17 protein-coding genes, 1 tRNA gene and 1 pseudogene are annotated in these 20554 nt (G+C 42.4%); 10 read left to right on the plus strand and 9 right to left on the minus strand.

All coding sequences use genetic code 11. The annotated features are described in order from the left end of the window. The 4 genes and pseudogenes from PWP39_RS00005 to bpsA all read left to right on the plus strand — a co-directional run. Positions 1-88, plus strand: a pseudogene (locus PWP39_RS00005) (IS6 family transposase); the annotation flags it as partial. A 164-nt stretch (positions 89-252) separates the two neighbouring features. Then, positions 253-396, plus strand: coding sequence for a hypothetical protein (locus PWP39_RS00010; RefSeq protein WP_223208968.1), 144 nt, complete (start codon positions 253-255; stop codon positions 394-396). Positions 397-402: 6 nt separating this feature from the next. Next, the gene (locus PWP39_RS00015) at positions 403-1227 is read left to right on the plus strand and encodes a hypothetical protein (protein WP_011012251.1); all 825 of its coding nucleotides are present in this window, start codon (positions 403-405) and stop codon (positions 1225-1227) included. Between the two features lie 144 nt (positions 1228-1371). After that, on the plus strand, positions 1372-2421 hold the full coding sequence (gene bpsA, locus PWP39_RS00020) for a N(4)-bis(aminopropyl)spermidine synthase (RefSeq protein WP_288071747.1): 1050 nt from the start codon (positions 1372-1374) through the stop codon (positions 2419-2421). Positions 2422-2456: 35 nt separating this feature from the next. Here bpsA and PWP39_RS00025 read toward each other — a convergent pair whose 3' ends face one another. The 3 genes from PWP39_RS00025 to PWP39_RS00035 form a co-directional block, all read right to left on the minus strand. Further along, positions 2457-5243: a CARDB domain-containing protein gene (locus PWP39_RS00025; protein ID WP_288071749.1), complete on the minus strand. Its 2787-nt coding sequence runs from the start codon at positions 5241-5243 to the stop codon at positions 2457-2459. A 73-nt stretch (positions 5244-5316) separates the two neighbouring features. Next, positions 5317-6531, minus strand: coding sequence for an alpha/beta hydrolase-fold protein (locus PWP39_RS00030; RefSeq protein ID WP_011012247.1), 1215 nt, complete (start codon positions 6529-6531; stop codon positions 5317-5319). Between the two features lie 23 nt (positions 6532-6554). Continuing rightward, positions 6555-6632: transfer RNA gene (locus PWP39_RS00035), tRNA-Tyr, on the minus strand. Positions 6633-6724: 92 nt separating this feature from the next. Here PWP39_RS00035 and PWP39_RS00040 point away from each other — a divergent pair. Together PWP39_RS00040 and PWP39_RS00045 are read left to right on the plus strand one after the other, a co-directional pair. Beyond that, entirely contained in the window at positions 6725-7165 is a 441-nt protein-coding gene (locus PWP39_RS00040; protein WP_011012246.1) for an HIT family protein, read from the plus strand. Further along, the gene (locus PWP39_RS00045) at positions 7155-8135 is read left to right on the plus strand and encodes an AI-2E family transporter (protein ID WP_011012245.1); all 981 of its coding nucleotides are present in this window, start codon (positions 7155-7157) and stop codon (positions 8133-8135) included. The genes PWP39_RS00040 and PWP39_RS00045 overlap by 11 nt, the downstream gene beginning before the upstream one ends. On the opposite strand, the gene PWP39_RS00050 is transcribed toward PWP39_RS00045, so the two are convergent. Next, positions 8122-8658, minus strand: a complete 537-nt coding sequence (locus tag PWP39_RS00050; RefSeq protein ID WP_011012244.1) for a nicotinamidase — start codon at positions 8656-8658, stop codon at positions 8122-8124. The genes PWP39_RS00045 and PWP39_RS00050 overlap by 14 nt on opposite strands. A gap of 107 nt (positions 8659-8765) precedes the next feature. On the opposite strand from PWP39_RS00050, the gene PWP39_RS00055 reads away from it, so the two are divergent. After that, a complete protein-coding gene (locus PWP39_RS00055) occupies positions 8766-9728 on the plus strand; it encodes a homoserine dehydrogenase (protein WP_011012243.1) in 963 nt (320 codons plus the stop codon). Here PWP39_RS00055 and PWP39_RS00060 read toward each other — a convergent pair whose 3' ends face one another. From PWP39_RS00060 to PWP39_RS00080, 5 genes are all read right to left on the minus strand, one after another. Continuing rightward, positions 9729-10562, minus strand: a complete 834-nt coding sequence (locus PWP39_RS00060; RefSeq protein WP_288071756.1) for an NAD(+) kinase — start codon at positions 10560-10562, stop codon at positions 9729-9731. It lies immediately after the preceding gene. Between the two features lie 63 nt (positions 10563-10625). Beyond that, entirely contained in the window at positions 10626-11648 is a 1023-nt protein-coding gene (locus PWP39_RS00065; RefSeq protein ID WP_288071758.1) for a polyprenyl synthetase family protein, read from the minus strand. Positions 11649-11661: 13 nt separating this feature from the next. Continuing rightward, complete coding sequence (locus PWP39_RS00070; RefSeq protein ID WP_011012240.1) at positions 11662-12981, minus strand: RNase J family beta-CASP ribonuclease; 1320 nt, start codon at positions 12979-12981, stop codon at positions 11662-11664. 96 nt (positions 12982-13077) lie between these two features. After that, a complete protein-coding gene (locus PWP39_RS00075; protein WP_223208967.1) occupies positions 13078-14004 on the minus strand; it encodes a hypothetical protein in 927 nt (308 codons plus the stop codon). A 493-nt stretch (positions 14005-14497) separates the two neighbouring features. Continuing rightward, positions 14498-15379 carry an acetamidase/formamidase family protein gene (locus PWP39_RS00080; protein WP_048059052.1) on the minus strand — a complete coding sequence of 294 codons (882 nt, stop codon included), beginning with the start codon at positions 15377-15379 and terminating at the stop codon, positions 14498-14500. Between the two features lie 49 nt (positions 15380-15428). Here PWP39_RS00080 and taw3 point away from each other — a divergent pair, with 49 nt between their 5' ends. From taw3 to ileS, 3 genes are all read left to right on the plus strand, one after another. After that, positions 15429-16031, plus strand: coding sequence for a tRNA(Phe) 7-((3-amino-3-carboxypropyl)-4-demethylwyosine(37)-N(4))-methyltransferase Taw3 (taw3, locus tag PWP39_RS00085; protein WP_011012237.1), 603 nt, complete (start codon positions 15429-15431; stop codon positions 16029-16031). Between the two features lie 42 nt (positions 16032-16073). Next, positions 16074-17138: an AAA family ATPase gene (locus PWP39_RS00090; protein WP_011012236.1), complete on the plus strand. Its 1065-nt coding sequence runs from the start codon at positions 16074-16076 to the stop codon at positions 17136-17138. Positions 17139-17267: 129 nt separating this feature from the next. Further along, positions 17268-20468, plus strand: coding sequence for an isoleucine--tRNA ligase (gene ileS, locus PWP39_RS00095; RefSeq protein ID WP_011012235.1), 3201 nt, complete (start codon positions 17268-17270; stop codon positions 20466-20468). The last annotated feature ends 86 nt before the right edge of the window (positions 20469-20554 follow it).

Raw genomic sequence — 20554 nt, forward strand, 5'->3', positions numbered from 1 at the left:
TAATTTTGTTAGGTTTCATTCTCGGTTTGGTTGTCCGCCTGGTGATGTGACTGAGTGGCTTCAAGAGGTGATGCCCCAGTTATCCTGACAGTATCTCCACGTGGAGAGAAAATTTTATAAATAATAAAATTTATTTCAATTGTGACAAATTTATGAGGGAAAAATACAAATGCACTAGCAACAGGCAATATTCTCTCAATGGCAATAAAGGAGAATAAAGTTATTGTAGTTTCTAGTCTTAATAATCAAACTATGATGTTAGAAGGAGAAGTCAAGAAAGTAGAGGATTTCAAATTTAAAGCACTCTACAAATTTGCAGTAGAAAATGGAGTCGACATAAAGAAGTTTATGGAATATTTAAGTAATTATTCATGGAACAATATAGGAGGTAGGTGATTGGTGGTGAGGTATCTTATTTTTACCTTAACTGTTTTTATTTTTATAGTGGGGATAACCTTAGCTTTTCTCTACACCGCTTATCATTCTCAACCCCCTGCACAACAAAAAGAAGGGTGTCTTATAACTAGTGATTCTCGTGTTTTCACTCTCGACTGGGGTTCAGTTGTTCTTCAGGAAGTGAACGATACGAAGGAAGTTCCTTTAGTGAAGTTTATCGTTGACTCCCAAGGCAAGACAAACATCACAGTTGAGAACGTCACAGCTAAAGTGCCAGTTGTCGTTTTGAAGGCTTGTAGCAAGGATGGGGAGCTTCTATGGAGGATGGAGTTTCCAAGTTATTTGTGGGCTTATGAGGACAGCTACGGGAAAGAGAACGGAACTGCAGTTCCAAAAGTTCTAGCAACTCACTCCTATACCTATCTCTACATCATCGTGTATCAGACTGCTCCTCGAGCATATCAAGAATTTAGGGCAAAAGCTCCAAATGACTACCTCTACATCCTGGGAGAGAATGGAACTGTTAAGGTTATTGACTTGGGTAGTAACGTTGTCCCCATTAGAAACGTCTTTCTAACTTCTAATGGCAATTACGTACTAATAGGATTTGAAAAGCCTCAACCCGATGGCTCACCCTATTCTGGTGAAATTATAATCTTAAACAAGACTGAAGTCCTCTTTAGAAAGACCTTCTTCATAAAAGATCCATCCTGCCTCTGTAACATTATACCCGGATGGGGAAGAATAAACAGAGATGGGTGTGCTGTCTTTGGGCTTTATAATGGAAGAGGAGAATACTGCAATGGAAAATTCACATACAAAGAGAGATAGCTCCAGTTTTGTTTTTAATTTTATTCATATGTTTTCTAAAATCGTTTTTTCTAGAGGGGAGATATCTTTAATAGAGTATTCAGAAACCTTTAAAAAGAGGACAGAAAAAGTAAACTAAAAAAGCATTTTTGGAGGTGTTTGGGGATGAAAGAAATTGTAGAAAGGGTAAAAACAAAAACTAAGATCCCCGTTTATGAGAGAAGCGTTGAAAACGTTCTATCGGCAGTTTTGGCAAGTGACGACATATGGAGAATCGTGGACTTAAGCGAAGAACCACTTCCCCTTGTCGTTGCAATTTTAGAGAGTCTTAACGAGCTTGGATATGTAACTTTCGAGGATGGAGTTAAGCTTACGGAAAAGGGAGAAGAGCTAGTGGCGGAATACGGAATTGGAAAGAGGTACGACTTTACTTGTCCTCACTGTCAGGGTAAGACCGTCGACCTCCAAGCCTTTGCCGACTTGCTTGAGCAGTTTAGGGAGATAGTTAAGGACAGGCCGGAACCGCTCCACGAGTTCGACCAAGCTTATGTAACACCGGAGACTACAGTAGCAAGGGTAATTCTAATGCACACTAGGGGAGACTTAGAGAACAAGGATATCTTTGTTCTGGGCGATGATGACCTAACAAGTATTGCTCTAATGCTCTCAGGCCTTCCAAAAAGGATTGCTGTGCTGGATATAGATGAGAGGTTAACGAACTTCATCGAGAAGGTTGCCAACGAGATCGGGTATGAAGACATAGAGATCTTTACCTTTGACTTGAGGAAGCCCTTGCCAGACTATGCCCTCCACAAGTTTGACACCTTTATTACCGATCCCCCAGAGACCCTCGAGGCCATTAGGGCCTTCGTGGGTAGAGGAATTGCCACCCTTAAAGGCCCAAGATGTGCAGGATACTTTGGAATAACGAGGAGAGAGAGTTCCCTAGACAAGTGGAGGGAGATACAAAAGTTGCTCTTAAATGAATTTAACGTTGTTATAACGGACATAATCAGAAACTTCAACGAGTATGTGAACTGGGGTTATGCCGAGGAAACTAGGGCATGGAAGCTAATTCCAATTAAGAAGCTTCCCGATTACAACTGGTATAAGAGCTACATGTTCAGAATTGAAACCTTGGAGGGATCAAGAGGTTACGAAGATGAAATTCCAGAAGAGGACATATATAACGACGAAGAGTCCTCTACAACTTAGCCTTTTCTTTTAAAATTTTAAAAAAAGAAAAGAAATCACTTAATTAGGACTTCTGCAAACTTTGTGAACTTATCAACATCTCCCCACTCGTTGTCGCTGTCCTTGACTGCATCCTGAAGTGGTAGTGAATCCACTGCTGAATCTCCTGCTCCCTGTCCGGTTATGTAGACAACAATTGCTATCTTCTCTGGCTTTCCACCAAGTACTTCCCATGGAACTGCAATTTCCAAGCTCTGGAGTCCATTGCTTCCTCCCTTGTATGCATAGAATCCAACTTTGTCAAGTTGCATGTACTCCCAGGTGCCGTTCTTCCATAGTATTAGGTCGGCAGATGTTATACTGTCCGTTCCTGGGTTTCCAAAGAATTCTCCGTTCCAGAAGAAGTACAGCTGTGCATCAATTCCTCTCTCGAATTCCACTTTTCTCTGCCATCCATCCTGTCCGGTTGTGTATCCCCCCTCCTTGTAGTCCAAGGCAACTCCATATGCTATTCTCCATGATGCTTTGTTGTCCGTTGTGAATGCTATGTAGAGGAAGTTGTCGTCGTAGTCCACGTACAACTCCTTAAGGTTTGCACCATCCTGACCGTACCCTTCTGTATCTACGGCAACTGGATCAACGCTCCAGTCTGAGAGATCTCCGTCAATTGTCTTTGTGAGCTTGCCCCTCATCTCCTCCAACCACTTCTGTCTCTCGAGCTCTCCAGAGGCTATTGCCTGGATGATTTCCTTAAGCCTCTGATTAACCTTTATCATTCCTGTATATGCCCTGTATAGCTTAATTGCATCTGCTAAGCTCATCATTCCCTCCTCTGCAACTTCCTTTCCTTCCTTGTAGAGGGAGAACAGCTCGTCAACCTTCTTCCTTATCTCAATTATCTCTTCCTTGAACTCTTCTGGGATATCCATGTTCGTTATGTTGTTCATGAGCTCTAGATATGTGGCGTATTCTTTCTTGAACCTTGGAATTCCGTAATACTTGGAGATCGTCATGAAGGACTTCACTGCGGCTTGTTGTTGCATCATTATTCTCTCTTCTCTGTAATTAATGACGTCTGCCCCTTCAACTAGATATGTGCCTAGCAGTAGCTTTACATAGTAGTCTGGGATGTTGTCTGAAAGCTCTTCCTCAGTGCCAGCCTCGCTTATCGTGTCCACTATATCGCTCACATCATCGTTTGCAAATGGATCTCCAAAGTTCCATACTGCTGGCCCATAGCTGAAGCCAGTGGCAAGCTGAAGCCTTATCTCATCAGAATTCTCAATGAAGCTTAGTGGAATTCTGACCTCTACTGTGTTGGCATCGAGGTTCACTCCCACCATTGCGTCATCACTTGTAATGAAACTTCCGTCAGCGGATAGAACGTAGAAGAGTGATTCATAGCTTGAACCAGCTTTTGTTGTTGCAACCCTCTCACCACTGAACTGGCTTGAGGCTAAGTTGACTACAACTTGGATGTCCCATTCTAGTATGCTCTTAGTATCCATCTCGCCAGCAAACTCTGTTGCTCCTCCTTCCTTGAAGTCAATTGGAACTGCTATGAAGGTTGCTCCGTTATCTCCGATCTTTATGTTGCTCATGTTCTTGAAGACGAAAAGGAAGTACAGATATCTCTCGTCTTTTGCCACGCCAAATTTAATTAAGTCTGCATGAGATGAAGTTCCTCCTGGGAGGTAGGGATCCTTCTCCGTTCTCTGATCATCTGGAGCATCGCTCCATATGAATACTCCATTCTGTAAGGTAAAGGTGTTGTTGTTGAGGCTTACTTCCGGCCAGTCGCTTGGATCTCCATCGACGCTTATCTTTCCAACCCAGACAACACTAACATCAAATGTTGCAACGTTATTGTTTTCGTTGAGCTCAACGACGGTATTTTCTTCATCTACAGTGGCGTTGATTCTGTACATTCCTTCCTGAGTTGGTGTCCAGTTAAATGTTAGAACTTTCTCTTCTTTTGGTCCAAGAGATACTGTCCAGTTCTTATAGAGTGTTCCGTTTATGTAAACCCTAACTTTTGTTGAAGGAACTCCTATTCCACCAAGGTTCTTCACATGCACCTCATACTCTGCAAGCTTATTCACTCCAACAACATCTGGACCCTTAATCTCGACAGTCAAGTCAGGGAACTCAAATGTTGTTGCCAAGTTAGAGAGCTTGTCATAATCTGTCCATGAGTCTCCTGGAGGCACTTCGGAGTCTGAGGGAGCTGTGTCAACTGCGCTACTTCCATCTCCACCAGCAATCCAAGCAATTATGGCAAATTTTCTTGTAATTCCACCCAATGCGTCCCATGGTATTGCTATTTCTAGGGTTTGTAGTCCTTGGCTTGTGTCTCCAGTGTATGCGAAGCTTCCTCCGACATCACTAATGCTCTTGTAGTCCCATCCTGAGCCAGTCCAGTTTATGAAGTTGTCAGCAGTAATTCCACTACCACCACTCCACCAGAAGTAAATCTCATAATCTATGGCATAGTTGTTTCCAAAGGCTATTTTTCTTCCCCATGCGTCTGAGTCTCCGGTGTATCCGTTTCCACTTCCTGGGTCTACGTCAATTCCAATTCCATAAGCTAGGTCCCAACTCTGGGTATTGTTAGTCTTTATGGCAATGTAAAGATAGTTGTCATCCCAGGCAATGTACAATTTGTCAAGGTTTGCTCCTGGAAGGCCGGAGTCTCTTCCATAAGCAATAGCATCTGCTTTGATCCATTCCTCTAAGTTTCCATCTATTGAAAACGGTGTTGGAGTGTACAGTGCAAGCGCCTTGGGAATTCCTGAAAGTACTAATAAGAGCACCATAGCAAAGACCTGGGCATTCCTTCTCATGGTGTCACCTCAAGTGATATTTAGTCACTGAGAAGTTTAAATATTTTGTTGGGTCTAAATATGTGCATAAAAGCTACTCTTCAAAGAGCCACAGAACGGCTTGAGGGAATCTCTTTCCCCAATAGTACTCGTTATGTAATCCTCCTTTGTCAATCACAACTTTAAGGTTGAATTCCTCCCTATAACCCTTCTCTTTTAAGATTTTGACCATTTTCTCATTGCTTTCAGAAAATGCCTTTGGGTTTCTCCCTTCATTCGTTCCCCAATCAATGTAAATTTTTTCTGGCCCTTTCTTTGCTTCTCTCACGAAGTCATATATCTCGGGATTAAACCAGAATGCCGAGCTCATTGCTCCAACGTATCGGAAGACTTCTGGATATGAAAAGCCTGCATATATAGCCATTAGTCCACCTAGTGAAGATCCCATTATTCCAGTTTTTTCTGGATCTGTCCTATAGTGAGCATCAATATAGGGCTTTAAAGTCTCTACTATGAACTTCACCGTAGCGTTTCCAAGTCCTCCCCTTCTATAATCTCTATTTACCCAGGGAGCATATTCGTCTATTCTCCTATCTCCTCCATTGTCTATCCCAACTACTATGATTGAGAAGTTCTTTTCTTTGTATAGCTTTTCTAAGGCTTCATCAACTCCCCATTCTCCAGCAAAAGAAGTAGCAGCATCAAAAAGATTTTGACCGTCGAACATGTACAGTACGGGATACCTCTTGGTTGAATAGTTATAATCCGGAGGTAAATATATCCATATTCTTCTTGTCGTGTTTAATTGAGGAATAAACATTTCAAAAGTTATCACATTTCCAGTTATGGTGTGCTTTACGTTTTTCTCCACAAAATCTCTCCAGTTATGAACTTTAAACTCGTAAGTTCCAGACTTGGTAAAGGTGAATCGTCTATTTGGTATTTCTTCTCCATTTATTCCTTTTTCCACAGTTTCCCACGAGCCACGGGTAAACTTAAATTGTATCGTTTTTCCATAGGGAAATGTTAAAGTTATTTTCCATCGTCCATCTGGAAGTTTGACGAGCTTATATCTTTCGTCTTTTGGGTTCCAGTTGTTAAAGTCTCCAGCTATGTATATGGAATCATTTTCAGGTGTATATTCTGGAACAGAGACTATAAAAGTGACCGTTATCTGTGGAGAAGTTGTGGTTGTTGTTTGTGTAGGAGAATTTGATTCTAAAGTTTGGGTTTGAGTTTGTTCACTTATACACCCACTCACCACAGCTATCAAAAGAACTGTCGAAAGATACATGATCATTCTCTTCATCTAATCACCGAGAATAATTTTGGTGGTCCCGCGGCCCGGATTTGAACCGGGGACCTGCGGATCTACAGTCCGCCGCCACTACCAGGCTAGGCTACCGCGGGACCCTACTGTGAACCCCAATGGATTTTCATCAGATATGGATTTATAAACTTTTCGCGATGCCTATTTAAGCATATTCACATCTAATCCTTTCATGCCGTGTCCATTTTGCAATCCTCCAGCCGAGAACATTGTCTATGAAGATGATAAAATAAGAATTCTCTTAGACAGCTTTCCCGCTAATCCTGGACATCTTTTAGTCGTCCCAAAGAGGCACATAACCAACATTGAGGGGCTTAATGAGGAGGAAAAAGTTATGCTTATGAAGGGAGTTGAGATGGCAATCAAAGCCTTGAAAGAAGCATTAAATCCAGATGGATTTAATGTGGGAATAAATTTGGGAAAGGCTGCTGGCCAAACGGTTTCTCATCTTCATGTCCATGTTATTCCCAGGTACAAGGGAGATTGTAAGCATCCTGAGGGTGGTATCAGAAAGGCCGTTTTAAATGCGAAGGATGAGAACTTAGGAAGGCAGGATAAGAGGCTTGAAAGTAAGTACGTCGAAATCCTGAGGGGGCTACTTAATGAGAAGTAGCATAGTTTTTGGAGCTCTAGGGGCTGTAATCTTGATTTTAGTTAGTCTAACAGTTAAGCCGTTCTTCTCTTCCTTTTTCTTTGCATTTGTAACAGCTTATGTTCTCTCCCCACTCCACACAAAGCTTTCGGGGAGGTTTGGAGAGAGGCAAAGTGCACTACTTCTCATTTTCGTTCTCCTAGCTGGGGCGGTTGTATTGATGATAATTCTCATATACACCTTAAATCCCGTGCTGAATCAAGCATATGTGTACCTTCAAGATATAGATTCTCTGATATCCCGTGCTCCTCTCCCAAAATCAATATCCGATGCCTTCTTGGGAATCTACCATCAATTAGCACCTAGAGTTCAGGAGTACATCCTTTCTTTCACTTTCTCCATTCCAAAGTACATTCTCCAAGTTGCCGCATACTTGGCATTTGTCTACTACTTCCTTCTTCACGAGAAAGATATTGCTAAATTAATTCCCTTTGAAAGTGATGAAAAAATGAAGAAAATTCTATACAGGGGGAACTTAACGCTCCAGGCTTTAATAAAGGCGTGGCTTCTTCTTAATATTGCCAAGGGGATACTCATGACGATTGGCTTCATAATATTTGATGTTTCCAGTTTACCAACTGCCATACTTGCAGGGATTGTTACGATACTATTTTCTTTTATCCCACTCTTCGAAGGATGGATGGTTTGGCTGGCTGGGTCAATTTACCTCCTTAATTCAGGACATTTTATTAGAGCTATACTTTTGGCTGCATATGGAGCTGCTCTAGTTTCTCCCTTGCCAGATTTCACAATTAGACCAAAAATAGTTGCGAAAGAGGCAAAGTTCGATGAAACTCTCGTGTTGATTGGAATGATTGGAGGAGTATGGGCCATGGGATTAAAGGGACTAATTATAGGCCCAATAGTCCTAAACGTTGCAGTGGAAATGCTGAGGGAGTGGCAAAAACTAAATAGAGCTAGAGAATCTTAACTCCTTTCTCCTCTAACTCCCTCAGGACTTTCTTTTCGTCTTCGGGGTTTATTCCCTTCACGGCATCTTTGAGAAGATAAACTTCGAAACCATGCTTTAGGGCATCTAAGGCCGTAGCTCTCACACAGTATTCAGTTGCAACACCGCAGATGTAAACCCTCTTTACGCCATTCTTCTTGAGGATCTCAGCTAAGTTAGTCCCCTCAAATCCTGAATACGCCTCCTTATCTGGCTCAGTGGCCTTTGAAATTATTATTGCATCCTCCGGAAGATCGACCACTATCTCCGCTCCTGGGGTATTCTGAACACAGTGCTTTGGCCATGGTCCACCTCTTTCCTTAAAGCTTATATGATTTTCAGGGTGCCAGTCTCTCGTCGCAACTATCAAAGCTCCCTTCTCCTTGAATTCTTTTATGTAGTCATTTATTCTGGGAATTATTTTGTCACCTTCAGGTACTGGAAGAGCCCCACCGGGCATGAAGTCTCTTTGCATGTCAACAATAATGAGGGCTTCCTCTGGCATTATGACCACCTCATATGCATTTACCTTTTGTTCTATTTTTAGTTTATGGTCACGGCATCCAAATTATTCCCTAAACATTTTTATTTTTGCTTTGCCACTCTCCATTCATGAAGGAGGTCAAAATTTCTATTTTCGGTTTTGGAACAGTTGGCAGGGCTTTGGCTGAAATAGTTGCCGAAAACTCAGAAGTTTACGGGATTAAGTTGAAGGTAGTCTCAATAACTGACAGGAGCGGGACTCTCTGGGGGGACTTTGACCTACTTGAGGCCAAGGAAGTTAAGGAAGCAACTGGGAAGATAAGTAACATAGGAGATTACGAAGTCTATTATCTTAAGCCAGAAGAGATAATTGAGGAGATAAGACCAGATATCTTTGTTGATGTCAGTAGTTGGGATGATGCGGCGAGGGTTTATGAGTTCGCATTAAAGGAGGGGGTAAGCGTAGTAACAAGCAATAAGCCACCTATTGCCGAAAGTTATGATAAGTTGCTAAAAGCTTCCCAAGAGGGGAATGCTGGATTATTCTTCGAAGCTACCGTGATGGCAGGAACGCCGATTATAGGACTTTTGAGGGAGAACCTGCTCGGAGAGAAGATAGAGGAGATCAAGGCAGTTGTTAATGCAAGTACAACTTTTATTCTCACAAGAATGGAGCAAGGAAAGACATTTGAAGAAGCTTTTAATGAAGCTAAATCCCTGGGAGTGTTAGAGGAGGATCCTTCTAAGGACATAGATGGAATTGATGCCTTCTATAAGGCAAAGATTCTTCACTGGGTGTCATATGGAGCTCCTCCAGAGTTTGAGGAAAGAGTTGGGATTCGAGAAGTTAAGGATGCAAGAAATGTTAGATTGGTGGCTCAAGTCTCTGAAGGAAGAATAAGTGTGAAGCCCATCAAACTCCCGGAGAATAGCCCATTATTGGTTGAAGGAGTACAAAATGCTGCAATAATAAAGACGGACAATTTGGGGGAAGTTGTTCTTAAAGGCCCAGGGGGAGGAGGAAGAGTTACTGCGAGCGGAGTTTTCACAGATATAATCAAAGCTGCCCTAAGGTTTCCAAAGGCTAGGTAATTAATGCCTCTCCTTTATTTTCATCGTGTACTTAGGGTATATCTCTTTTGTAAACCTAACGAACTTTGTTTTCCTGGGGCTTTTTACTACCGTTATCTCAACATCTGGGGGTAAGTATTCGTAGTACTGGCCATCTATAGCAAGTATTATCTCCCTGTCACTAACCACTGTAATGTCGACCCTTGAGCTCCCTGGGATTACCATTGGGACTGAGGTTTTAGGGAGGGGGAGAAGAGGAACCACGAGGATTACATCGAGCCTTGGATCTACAAATGGACCTCCAGCGGACATTGCATAACCAGTAGAGCCGGTAGGAGTTGAAACAACTAATCCATCTGCCCTAACTTCATCCGCTAATCCTCCGTCTACGTAATACTTTAGGTGAATTATCTTTCCTGGGATTCCAGTTAATATTGCAACTTCATTTAATGCATCAGGAACTCTGTTTTCCCCGTTTATATAAGTTCTGACCTTAATTCTCTCATCTATGTAGTATTCTCCTTCTATCAGCCTGCTTAATGCAAAAAAGGTGTCTGAGGGCTCAACTTCTGTAAGAAAGCCAAGAGTTCCCATATTTACGCTCAATATTGGAATATCTTTTTTTGTCATGTGTTCTATTCTGAGTATCGTTCCATCTCCACCAATCGCTATTATGAAATCTACATCGAATTCTTCCAGAGGTATTACGTCTCTCTCATTAAAATATGGGAAATGCTCGTAAGTATCTTTGTCTACAACTACATCATATCCACTAACTTTAAGAAAATCATAGACCCTGTAGGCGAGCTTTAGAGCCTCCTCTTTATCCCTCCTTGCAACTATTCCAAACTTCATGAGAATCGTTTATTTAAGAAATCTTAGACTTAAAAAGATTTATGGAACGTGCAAAAAGGAAAGTTAATACTCCCTTTCAACAATGAATCTAGCTAGCAGTTCTAAATCTTTCCTAGCCTCACTCTCAGGAAGAACCTTAAGGGCTTCATTTGCCTTCTTTACCATCTCTCTAGCAATGTTGGCGGCATAATCTATACTTCCATATTTCTTAAGCAAATCTATTGCCTCCATGACTTCTGCCTTGATGTCTTCCTCTATTATCCCCTCCCCCTTTACATCTCCAGCGTACTTTCCGAAAACTTTCAGGAACTTCTGCTTATCTTTTTCATCGGCGTTTTCGAAGAAGTGGGCAACTATTAGGGTTTTCTTGCCCTTTCTAATATCGCTCCCCACAGGCTTTCCGAGCTTCTCCTCGTCGGCAATCAAGTCAAGGACATCGTCCCAAATCTGAAAGGCTATTCCAACGTTTCTTCCCCAAGTTGATAGTGCATTAATGTATTCTTCGTTGTCAGTCCCAACTATTCCTCCAACCTTTGCAGATGCATCAAACAGAGCCCCCGTCTTCCCGCTTATCATCTTCATGTATTCCTCTATTGTTACGGTGTCCCTATTCTCAAATTCTAGGTCCATTGCCTGGCCCTCACAAAGCTCATTTGATGCCTTTACAACTGTTTCAAGAACTCTTGCCTTCTTTTCCGGTGGTATCTCTGCCCTCGAAATAGCCTCAAAGGCCTTGCTGAAGAGCAGATCTCCAGCTAATATTGCCATGTTGATTCCCCAAACCTTATGAACTGTGGGCCTTCCCCTCCTAGTTTCATCCATATCCATAATATCGTCATGCACTAAGGAGTAATTATGAATTAGTTCTATAGCTACAGCTGGGTATATTGCCTTTTCCCACTCTCCCCCCACAGCTTCAGTTGCCGTTAAAACAACAAATGGCCTAACCCTTTTTCCACCAGCCAGGGGATAGTGCCTTGCGGCTTCATAAAGAATCTTTGGTTCCTTTTCAGGGATTAGAGAGAGCAGTTTTTCATCAACAAACTTAGCCTTCTCCTTTATCTTTTTAAAAAGCTCATCATACATCTAATTCACCCCCCTAAATTGTTATTGCATGACCGTTTCTTGAAATGAAAACATCCTTGCCAATCATATATCCTTCCTCTTCTGCCAATTCTGCATAGTGCGTGAGCATCCTGAACTCCCCATGCGCGGGAACTATGTTCTCTGGGTTGAGCATCCTTATTAAATACCTGTGATCCTCCTTGCTTGCATGACCACTTACGTGCAAATTCTTTATCATTCTTACCCCTTTCATCCTTAACTTTGTCTCTAGGGCATACCTCTGAGCTATATTTAAGGGGTTCGGTATGACTCCTGCCGAAAAGACAACTGTATCCCTCGGCCCTATATCATAGAGCTCTCCGTTAGCCATTCTTGTTAGTATTGCCCCCGGCTCACCCTGATGACCAGTTACCACGAGAAGATAATTTTCTCTCGCCTGTGAAACTTCCTTTAAAACCTTGCTTATTGCATTTGGGCTCCTCAAAACTCTGGAACCTTTCATCTTTATCAAGCCCAACTGCTTTGCTATTCCAGTATACTTGGCTAGAGACCTTCCTATGAATACAGCTTGCCTTCCCATCTTATTTGCTATCTCTATCAGCGCTTGAAGCCTCGTTATGTGGCTCGCAAAGGTTGTAGCTATAAGTCCATCGGCCTCCATCCCCTCATATAGGAAGAAGTCTTCGAGGAGCATCTTCGCAACGGCCTCGCTTGGAGTTTTTGTTTCTTCAGCGACCCTCGTTGATTCAGCTATTAAAACCTTAACTCCTTCTTTTCCAAGCTCTTTTAGCCTTTTGTAGTCGGGTTTCTCCCCGTAGGGGTGATTGTTGTCAAATTTGTAGTCGCAAGCGTAAACGACAGCTCCCTCTGGGGTGTGGATTACAACTATCGAAGAGTGAGGAATTGAATGGGTTATCTGGACAAATTCTATGGCCAGATTCTCGCTTACTTGGACAATCTCCCCATAATTGGTCTCATAGAGTGGGTTTGTGACCTCAAAATACTCTTCTCCCTTTATTTCGCTCTTCGCTAACCTAATCGTGTAGGGGGTTCCATATATTGGAACGTCAGGATAGTGGGGGGCTAGCTTTCCCACTGCCCCTATGTGATCCAAGTGCCCGTGGGAGAGTGCTATTGCAACCACTTTCTTATCCCTGATTGGCCTGTCGTCCGGTATTGCTCCAAGCTTCCTTAGCTCTTTTGAGCTCATCTTCTGGAACTCAACGTCTTCGTGAATCAAAACCCTGTCGAGCCTTATTCCCATGTCTATTATCACTATCTCCCCTTCGTATTCAACAGCAGTCATGTTCTTTCCGACTTCCTCGTAACCCCCGAGAGTGTAGATTTTTATCATGCTCTCTCCTCCCTTATCTCCCCGAGCCACTTGGGCACGGGGAAGAACTGAATTGTTGTTTGAGTTTTGGTTTAAAAAGATGTGGGAGAAAAAGTTTCACTCTCTTGGGATATACTTAAAGGTGCCATTGTAATAAACTCCCACTCCTTCGAAAAGTCCAAACTCCACGTACCCATTGGGAAGAACTTTAGCCTTTCCTGTAAGTAAGTCCATAAGGACAGAGGGATTATCTCTCACAAAGCTCTTTCTAAAGATAATCTTGGAACCTTGGAAAATTAACACTTCGGCATAGTGAGGAGTATTATCTCCGTAGGGAATTTCTATACCAAAGGCCGTGTAATTTCCTGCTGAAATTAGAAAGACGTCCGTTGCCCTATATAGGTTAGAGAAAACAAACTTTTGGATTAATCCCCTTTCTCCGTAGACATACAAGCAGTTTTGCGTAACATTTCTTAGGAGGGGTGGGAGATCGGGGGACTTTCCCCCAATTCCTTGAGGGATTTCAGCTATAAAGAACACTTCGCTATTGTTGGAGAAAAGTATGCGAGGGTAATGTAAAATAGCTCTCCACTTATACGGTGGTTGAGGTTTGTGCTCCCACAAGAGACTCCCGTTGTAGCTGTACGCTTTAATCTTTGTTACCTCGACAACTTCAGTTACGTTCTCAACTCCTTCCTTAATAACTACTTCTACACCTTTGATTGTATCATTTGAGCCTTCTATCCTTCTATAGGTCGTTGTAGTTGTTCTTGTGTAGATGTAAACTGGAATGGTCAAATTTTCATAAGTTTTTTCAATTACTACAAACCCCCAGGGGAAGAAATAAGCCTTTGAAGCGTTGAGGAAGAATCTAGAGTTATTTATGTATATTATATATCCCCGAGTAGCTTTTGCCACTTTAACATTTCCATACTCTCCAATAAGCCCCGTTTCATTTACATCTTCCGGAATTTTCGAAAGAATGGTAATAGGTGTTTCGTGATTCCTGGTATTTGTGTGAGGAGCATTAATACAGCCTAGCAATAAAGGAAAAAAGAAGAGCAGTGTTAATAAAATACTGATTTTTTTATTGATTTTTTTCATGACCACCAGTCCCCCAATCCATGTAACAATTCTTGATGCCAAATATGGGAGCCTAAAGTTATGGTTAGCCCAGTTTCACTCGTCGAACCAAAACTACGAGTTGCAAACATTGGAAATGGTGTATAGAAAGGATATCCAGTTGCTGTTATACTAGCTAATATTACAATTATAATTATTCCTACCTGGAAATATTTTATTCATTGTTAAGTCACCATTATTTATTGAATTTGTAAAATTATATAAAAACTTATTGTTTAAGTTTTTGAATTTTTGTCATATTGAAGTAGGATTTCTATGGCTCTTCTCATAAGTCTTAAAGGTTTAGCTCTGGGGCTTATATTGGGATCGAAAGCTTGTTCTGAATAAGACTAAAATAGAATTGAAAAATGCAATCTCTCTCACCTGTTCTATAAGAGTATAAAAGAACAAAGAACTAGAATAAGGACATCTTAAGATATTGCTTTGGAATTCTAACCCTCACTGTTTTTCTAGGATCAACAAGCTGACTTATTTGGACATCCATAATTAAGCTTGCTAACATATAAGCCTCATCCCAGCTTAGTTCATTTGCTCTTCTCAGAATATCAACGCCCTGCTTTACCGCTTCCCTAACAGCATCTTCAAGGTCTTCCTCTGAAACCAGGATATAGTAAGCATCACTAGTTTCCACTATCGGCCACTCTATGCTCCCACTTAAAACTTCAGTCTTAACTGTAACCTTTCCACTAACTTCACATGCAGAAACACAAACCTCTCCATCGGCCATAACTGCATGTAAGTCACCTAATGCCAAATAAGCTCCATCTTTAAAGATCGGGAAGTAAACCGTTGAGCCCTCAGTTATTAAGTTCGTGTCCATATTTCCCCCATGCCTTCCTGGGGTTCCGGTTGGTATTTCTTCTGGAGAAGCAACGCCTATGACTCCTATCATCGGTCTTACGGGAATCTTAAACTCTCCAAACTGAACAAAGCCATTAGCAATTCTGCATACCTTTGTTTTTGGGGCTTTTACAAGATCTCCAAGAACTCCAGCTCCTGGGGCTGTGACTATAACTCCTCGATCATTAACTTCAATTTCAAGAATCTTAACCTTCAAAATCTTTCCTTTTTCAGCACCTTCAATGTACACTGGCCCTGTGGCAGGATTAACTCTCGAAAAATCTATCTTCTCAACAGTATCTTCTTCACTCCTTATTTGCCCACCAAGTGCATCGAGGGTTTCAAACACTATTATTTCTCCAGGCTTAGCTCTGGCAACTTCCTTCATATCTGGGCCGAAAGAGTACACATGCTTTTCCTTTGGGATAAATATCATGGCTTTCACCATAAATGCTAGGTAGGTTATCTTTAAAAGCTCCGCCTGAATGCTTTTATACATGCAGTTTAGTGAGAACTTCGAAAGGGCAAAAAAGGAGGCTTTAATAAGCCTTGAAATTGCCCTAAGAAAAGGGGAGGTTGACGAAGACATAATCCCTCTTTTAAAGAAAATTAACTCTCTAGACAACTATTTCACTACCTCATCTTGCTCTGGAAGAATCTCCGTAATGGAGATGCCTCATTTTGGAGACAAGGTGAACGCCAAGTGGCTTGGGAAGTGGCACAGAGAGGTTTCCCTCGATGAAGTTTTGGGGGCTATTAAAAAGCATAGGAGTGGACAGCTGTGGTTTCTTGTGAGAAGTCCCATTCTTCACGTTGGGGCTAAGACTCTGGAAGATGCAATAAGGCTTGTAAACTTGGCCGTTTCCTGCGGATTTAAGTATTCTAACATAAAGAGCATAAGCAACAAAAAGCTAATCGTTGAAATTAGATCTACGGAGAGAATGGACGTTCTCCTAGGAGAAAATGGAAGAATACTCGTTGGAGAAGAATATTTGAGGAAGATAGTTGAGATAGCTAATGCCCAGGTGAGAAGGTTTAAGGAGAAGTTAAAGAGACTTGAGTCAAATATTGATGCGCTAAATCGATAAGTATATAACTTACGCCCCCATAAGTTACTTATGGTGGCATAAGTGCTTTTTGACTTAAGACCTAAAGAGAGAAGGGAGGACATCTTTGACAGAGAAAAAGAATTCAAAAAACTTGAGAAAAGTATTGAAGATTACTCAATGACTCTTCTCCTGGGAATTAGGAGGGTAGGTAAAAGCTCCCTTTTAAAAGCTTATCTATCCGAAAACCCAGGAATTCTGATAGACTGCAGAGAGCTCTATGGGGAAAGGGGCCATATTACAAGAAATGATTTAATAAGAAAGCTTCAAGAGAGAGGTAATCTTCTTCAAAAATTACTCTCAAAGTTTAAAGTGTCCTTTGATCTTAAGTTCCTAAAAATTGAGCCCAAAGAAGTTTCCCTTCTGGATATATTTGAGAGTCTTAATGAAGTGGGAAAGAAGATGGGAAAGTTTGTTTTAGCCTTCGATGAAGCTCAATACTTGAGATTTTATGGTTCCAGGGGAGGAAGAGATTTGCTAGCCCTTTTTGCTTATGCATATGACAATTTAGAGAATCTCAAAATAGTGCTCACAGGGTCTGAAGTTGGCCTTCTTCACGATTTTCTTGGTATAAGTGATTATGAAAGCCCTCTATACGGGAGGATTGCAGGAGAGGTCTACGTGGAGCCATTTGATTCTCACTTATCCAAAGAATTCTTAAAGGCAGGATTTAGGGAAGTTAACCTAAACGTTGAGGATGAAATCATAGAAAAGGCAGTCGAAATGTTAGATGGAATTCCAGGGTGGCTTGTCCTCTTTGGAGTGGTGTATATGAAAGAGAAAGACTACGAAAAAGCCATGAAGAGAACTTTTGAGATTGCAAGGGGACTAATACTCGGAGAACTCAAAGAGCTCGAGAAAAGAAGTCGTCGCTATCTTGAAATTTTAAGAGGAATAGCATTGGGTTACAACAGGTGGAGTCTTATCCGTGATTACCTTAGCGTTAAAGGAATTCCCACTCCCGAGCCAAGGCTTTACGAACTTCTCAGTAACCTCAAGAAGATGGGGTGGATCAAGGAAGTTGAAGGTAAATACATGCTGAGTGATCCTCTCGTTAAGGTTGCCTTGAGTGAACGGAAAACCTTATAAAGTAGGATGAGTGAAGGTTAGGCGATATCGATGAGGGGGGATTTATTTATCTCCAGCTCAAATGTTGCCTGAGCTTTCTACACGCTGTTCTAGGTTATTCTTCAATATAAATCCCAGGAGGGTTCTGAGATGATAAAGGAGCCAGAGTTTAGAGACTACACTCCGGGAAAGCTTGAAGAAAAAATAGAGCAATTCTGGAAGGAGAGCAACATATACCAGAAGGTTAAGGAGCTAAGAAAGAACGGACCAAAGTACTACTTCTTGGATGGGCCTCCGTATGTAAGTGGAGCAATTCACTTAGGCACTGCTTGGAACAAGATAATCAAAGATATGATAATAAGATTCAGAACAATGCAGGGCTATAACGTTTGGAGGCAGCCCGGTTACGACATGCACGGGCTTCCAATTGAGGTAAAGGTTGAACAGGCTTTGGGGTTAAAGACGAAGAAGGAGATAGAAGAAAAGATCGGAGTTGAGAACTTCATCCAGAAGTGTAAGGAATTCGCATTAAACAATCTCAGGATAATGACAGAACAATTCAAGATGCTGGGCGTTTGGATGGACTGGGATAATCCCTACATGACCATAAAGAATGAGTACATTGAATCAGCATGGTTCACGCTAAAGAGGGCTTGGGAAAAGGGTTTGCTGGAGAAGGACAAGCGCGTCCTTCACTGGTGTCCCAGATGTGAGACGGCTTTAGCTGAGCACGAGGTAAGGGGAGAGTACAAGCTGAGAAAGGATCCAAGCATCTACGTGAAGTTCCCAGTTGAGGGGAAGGAAAATGAGTACTTGCTAATTTGGACAACCACCCCATGGACCCTCCCAGCGAACTTAGCTGTTTCCGCCCACCCAGATTACGATTATGTAAAGGTGAGGGTTGATCTTAACGGTAGGGAGGAGTACTGGATATTGGCTAAGGCATTAGTAGAGAAGGTTCTGGGAGATATTGGTGTCAAAGGTGAAGTTGTGGAGGAGTTCAAGGGTAAAGAGCTTGAAGGTTTGAGATACGTCCATATCTTAATGGACGAGTACCCAAGGCAGAAGGAGTTCAGGGAGAAGTACGAGTGGGTCCATAGAGTAATACTAGCTGACTTCGTGACGTTGGAGGAAGGTACTGGGCTTGTCCACACAGCTCCTGGGCATGGTGAGGAAGACTTTGAAGTTGGGCAGAAGTATGGACTACCAGTTTACAGTCCGGTAGATGACCAAGGAAAGTACGTGGAGGGCAAGTGGAAGGGAGTATATGTTAAGGAGGCAGATCCTCAAATAATAGAGCATCTCAAAGAGAAGGGCTACCTAGTTAAGGCTGGAGAAATAGAGCACAAGTACCCCCACTGTTGGCGTTGTAAGACGCCACTAATCTTTAGGGCCACAGACCAGTGGTTCCTCAAAGTTAGCAAAGTTAAGGAGAAGATAATCAAGGAGAACGACGAAAAAGTAACTTGGTATCCTGAGTGGGTTAAGATAAGGTTCGACAATGGAGTAAGGGACAGCGGTGACTGGGTGATAAGCAGGCAACGTTACTGGGGAATCCCACTTCCAATATGGCAGAGCGAGGACGGAGAAATATATGTAGTCGGCTCCTGGAAGGAGTTGGTTGAGCTGGCTGTTGCAATAGAGGTCAACGGTGAAAGAATAGACTTGCCAGAGAGCTATGAGGAGAAGCTCAAGGTTATAGAAGAGAAGCTGGGCCCAGAAGACCTCCACAGGCCCTACGTTGATGCATTCATAATAAAGGTCAACGGAAAAGAGATGAGAAGGGTAAAGGATGTGGTTGACGTTTGGTTCGACAGTGGAATAGCGAGCTGGGCCTCCCTGGGATATCCCAGGAACAAGGAGCTGTTCGAAAAGCTTTGGCCTGCTGATTTCATAGTTGAGGGTGAAGATCAAGTTACAAAGTGGTTCTATTCTCAACAAGCTGCCTCAGTGATAGCCTTCGACACAGTCCCATATAGGGCAGTTGCAATGCACGGTTACGTTCTTGACGAGAAAGGAGATAAGATGAGTAAGAGCCTTGGGAACATAATAAGGCCTGAAGAGGTAGTTGAAAAGGCTGGAAGAGATACATTTAGATTTTACATGCTCTGGGCAACCAACCCCTGGGAGAACCTCAAGTTCAGCTGGAAGGGTGTTGAGCAGGTAAGGAGGATGCTCAACATACTCTGGAACGTTTACGTTCTCTCAGCAACTTACATGAGCCTAGACAACTTTGATCCAAGAAATGTTAAGGTAGAGGAACTGGAATTCAGAGAAGAGGATAAGTGGATACTGAGTAGGGTCAACAACTTGATAAAGGAAGTAGAGAACGGAATAGAGACGTTCTACCTAACGAAGGCTACAAGGGCATTATACAACTTCGTGGTTGAGGATTTGAGCAGGTGGTACGTGAGGCTGATAAGGAAGAGGCTCTGGGTTGAGGGTGATGATCCAGATAAGCTGGCAGCGTACTACACTCTCTGGAAGGTCTTTGATGTTCTGCTAAGGCTTATGGCACCGTTCACTCCCTACATAACCGAGGAGATCTACCAGAATATAATGAGGCCATTCACCGGCATCGAGAGCGTTCACATGCTTGACTGGCCAAAGCCAGATGAGAGTGCAGTAGATGAAGAGCTTGAGAGGGAGATGGAATTCATAAGGAGAATCGTTGAGGCGGGCTCAGCCGCAAGGCAGAAGGCCAAGATAAAGTTAAGGTACCCCGTCAGGAAGATAATAATTGAGACCCAGGACGATACTGTAAAGAAGGCAGTGGAGAGGTTAAACTACATACTTAGGGATCAGCTCAATGCCAAGGAAGTCGTCGTTGGAAATGTTGAGAGAGAAATTACCGTTAAACCGAACTTTGCCAAGGTTGGTCCAGAGTTCAAGGGAGATGCAAGGTTGGTGGCTAAGTGGATAAGCGAGCACGGTCTTGAGCTCTACGAGAAGGGAGAAGTCGATGTTGAGATAGAGGGCAAGAAGTTCCACTTAACAAGGGAGCATATAATTGTGGAAGAGAACATCCCAGACTTCCTCGTTGCAGAGGACTTCGAGGGAGGAAGGGTCTACGTCGACAAGACCCTTACAAGAGAATTGCTCGCTGAAGGATTGGCTAGGGAGTTCGTTAGAAGAATTCAAGAGATGAGAAAGAGGCTCGACCTTGACGTCAATGATAGAATTGTTGTCACAATAGAGACCACAGAGGAGAACCGCGAACTCTTGCAAGAGAATCTAGAGTATATAATGCGTGAGACTAGAGCTATCGAGGTTCGCTTTGAAGAGGCCAAGGGTTACGTTGTGGAGTGGCCAGAGGTTCAGGCAAAGATAGGAATTGAGAAGATTGAATGATTTTTTCCTCTTTTCTGTCCTCTAAAAATATTTTAACATCAGCCCGAATTGAAAGAGAAAAAGCTTGAATTAATTGAGTTGAATCT

It is taken from the genome of Pyrococcus sp. (assembly GCF_030153625.1).
In the GTDB taxonomy this organism is placed as follows: Archaea; Methanobacteriota_B; Thermococci; order Thermococcales; family Thermococcaceae; genus Pyrococcus; species Pyrococcus furiosus.

Bases quoted from the DNA above. Each gene is read 5' to 3' on its own strand.
- PWP39_RS00080 (WP_048059052.1), bottom strand. From the start codon at position 15,379: ATGATATTTATCCCAAAGGAAAAGCATGTGTACTCTTTCGGCCCAGAT.
- PWP39_RS00060 (WP_288071756.1), bottom strand. From the start codon at position 10,562: ATGAAGTTTGGAATAGTTGCAAGGAGGGATAAAGAGGAGGCTCTAAAG.
- PWP39_RS00030 (WP_011012247.1), bottom strand. From the start codon at position 6,531: ATGAAGAGAATGATCATGTATCTTTCGACAGTTCTTTTGATAGCTGTG.
- PWP39_RS00010 (WP_223208968.1), top strand. From the start codon at position 253: ATGATGTTAGAAGGAGAAGTCAAGAAAGTAGAGGATTTCAAATTTAAA.
- PWP39_RS00045 (WP_011012245.1), top strand. From the start codon at position 7,155: ATGAGAAGTAGCATAGTTTTTGGAGCTCTAGGGGCTGTAATCTTGATT.
- taw3 (WP_011012237.1), top strand. From the start codon at position 15,429: ATGCTTTTATACATGCAGTTTAGTGAGAACTTCGAAAGGGCAAAAAAG.
- ileS (WP_011012235.1), top strand. From the start codon at position 17,268: ATGATAAAGGAGCCAGAGTTTAGAGACTACACTCCGGGAAAGCTTGAA.
- PWP39_RS00025 (WP_288071749.1), bottom strand. From the start codon at position 5,243: ATGAGAAGGAATGCCCAGGTCTTTGCTATGGTGCTCTTATTAGTACTT.
- PWP39_RS00070 (WP_011012240.1), bottom strand. From the start codon at position 12,981: ATGATAAAAATCTACACTCTCGGGGGTTACGAGGAAGTCGGAAAGAAC.
- PWP39_RS00040 (WP_011012246.1), top strand. From the start codon at position 6,725: ATGCCGTGTCCATTTTGCAATCCTCCAGCCGAGAACATTGTCTATGAA.
- PWP39_RS00055 (WP_011012243.1), top strand. From the start codon at position 8,766: ATGAAGGAGGTCAAAATTTCTATTTTCGGTTTTGGAACAGTTGGCAGG.
- PWP39_RS00065 (WP_288071758.1), bottom strand. From the start codon at position 11,648: ATGTATGATGAGCTTTTTAAAAAGATAAAGGAGAAGGCTAAGTTTGTT.
- PWP39_RS00050 (WP_011012244.1), bottom strand. From the start codon at position 8,658: ATGCCAGAGGAAGCCCTCATTATTGTTGACATGCAAAGAGACTTCATG.
- bpsA (WP_288071747.1), top strand. From the start codon at position 1,372: ATGAAAGAAATTGTAGAAAGGGTAAAAACAAAAACTAAGATCCCCGTT.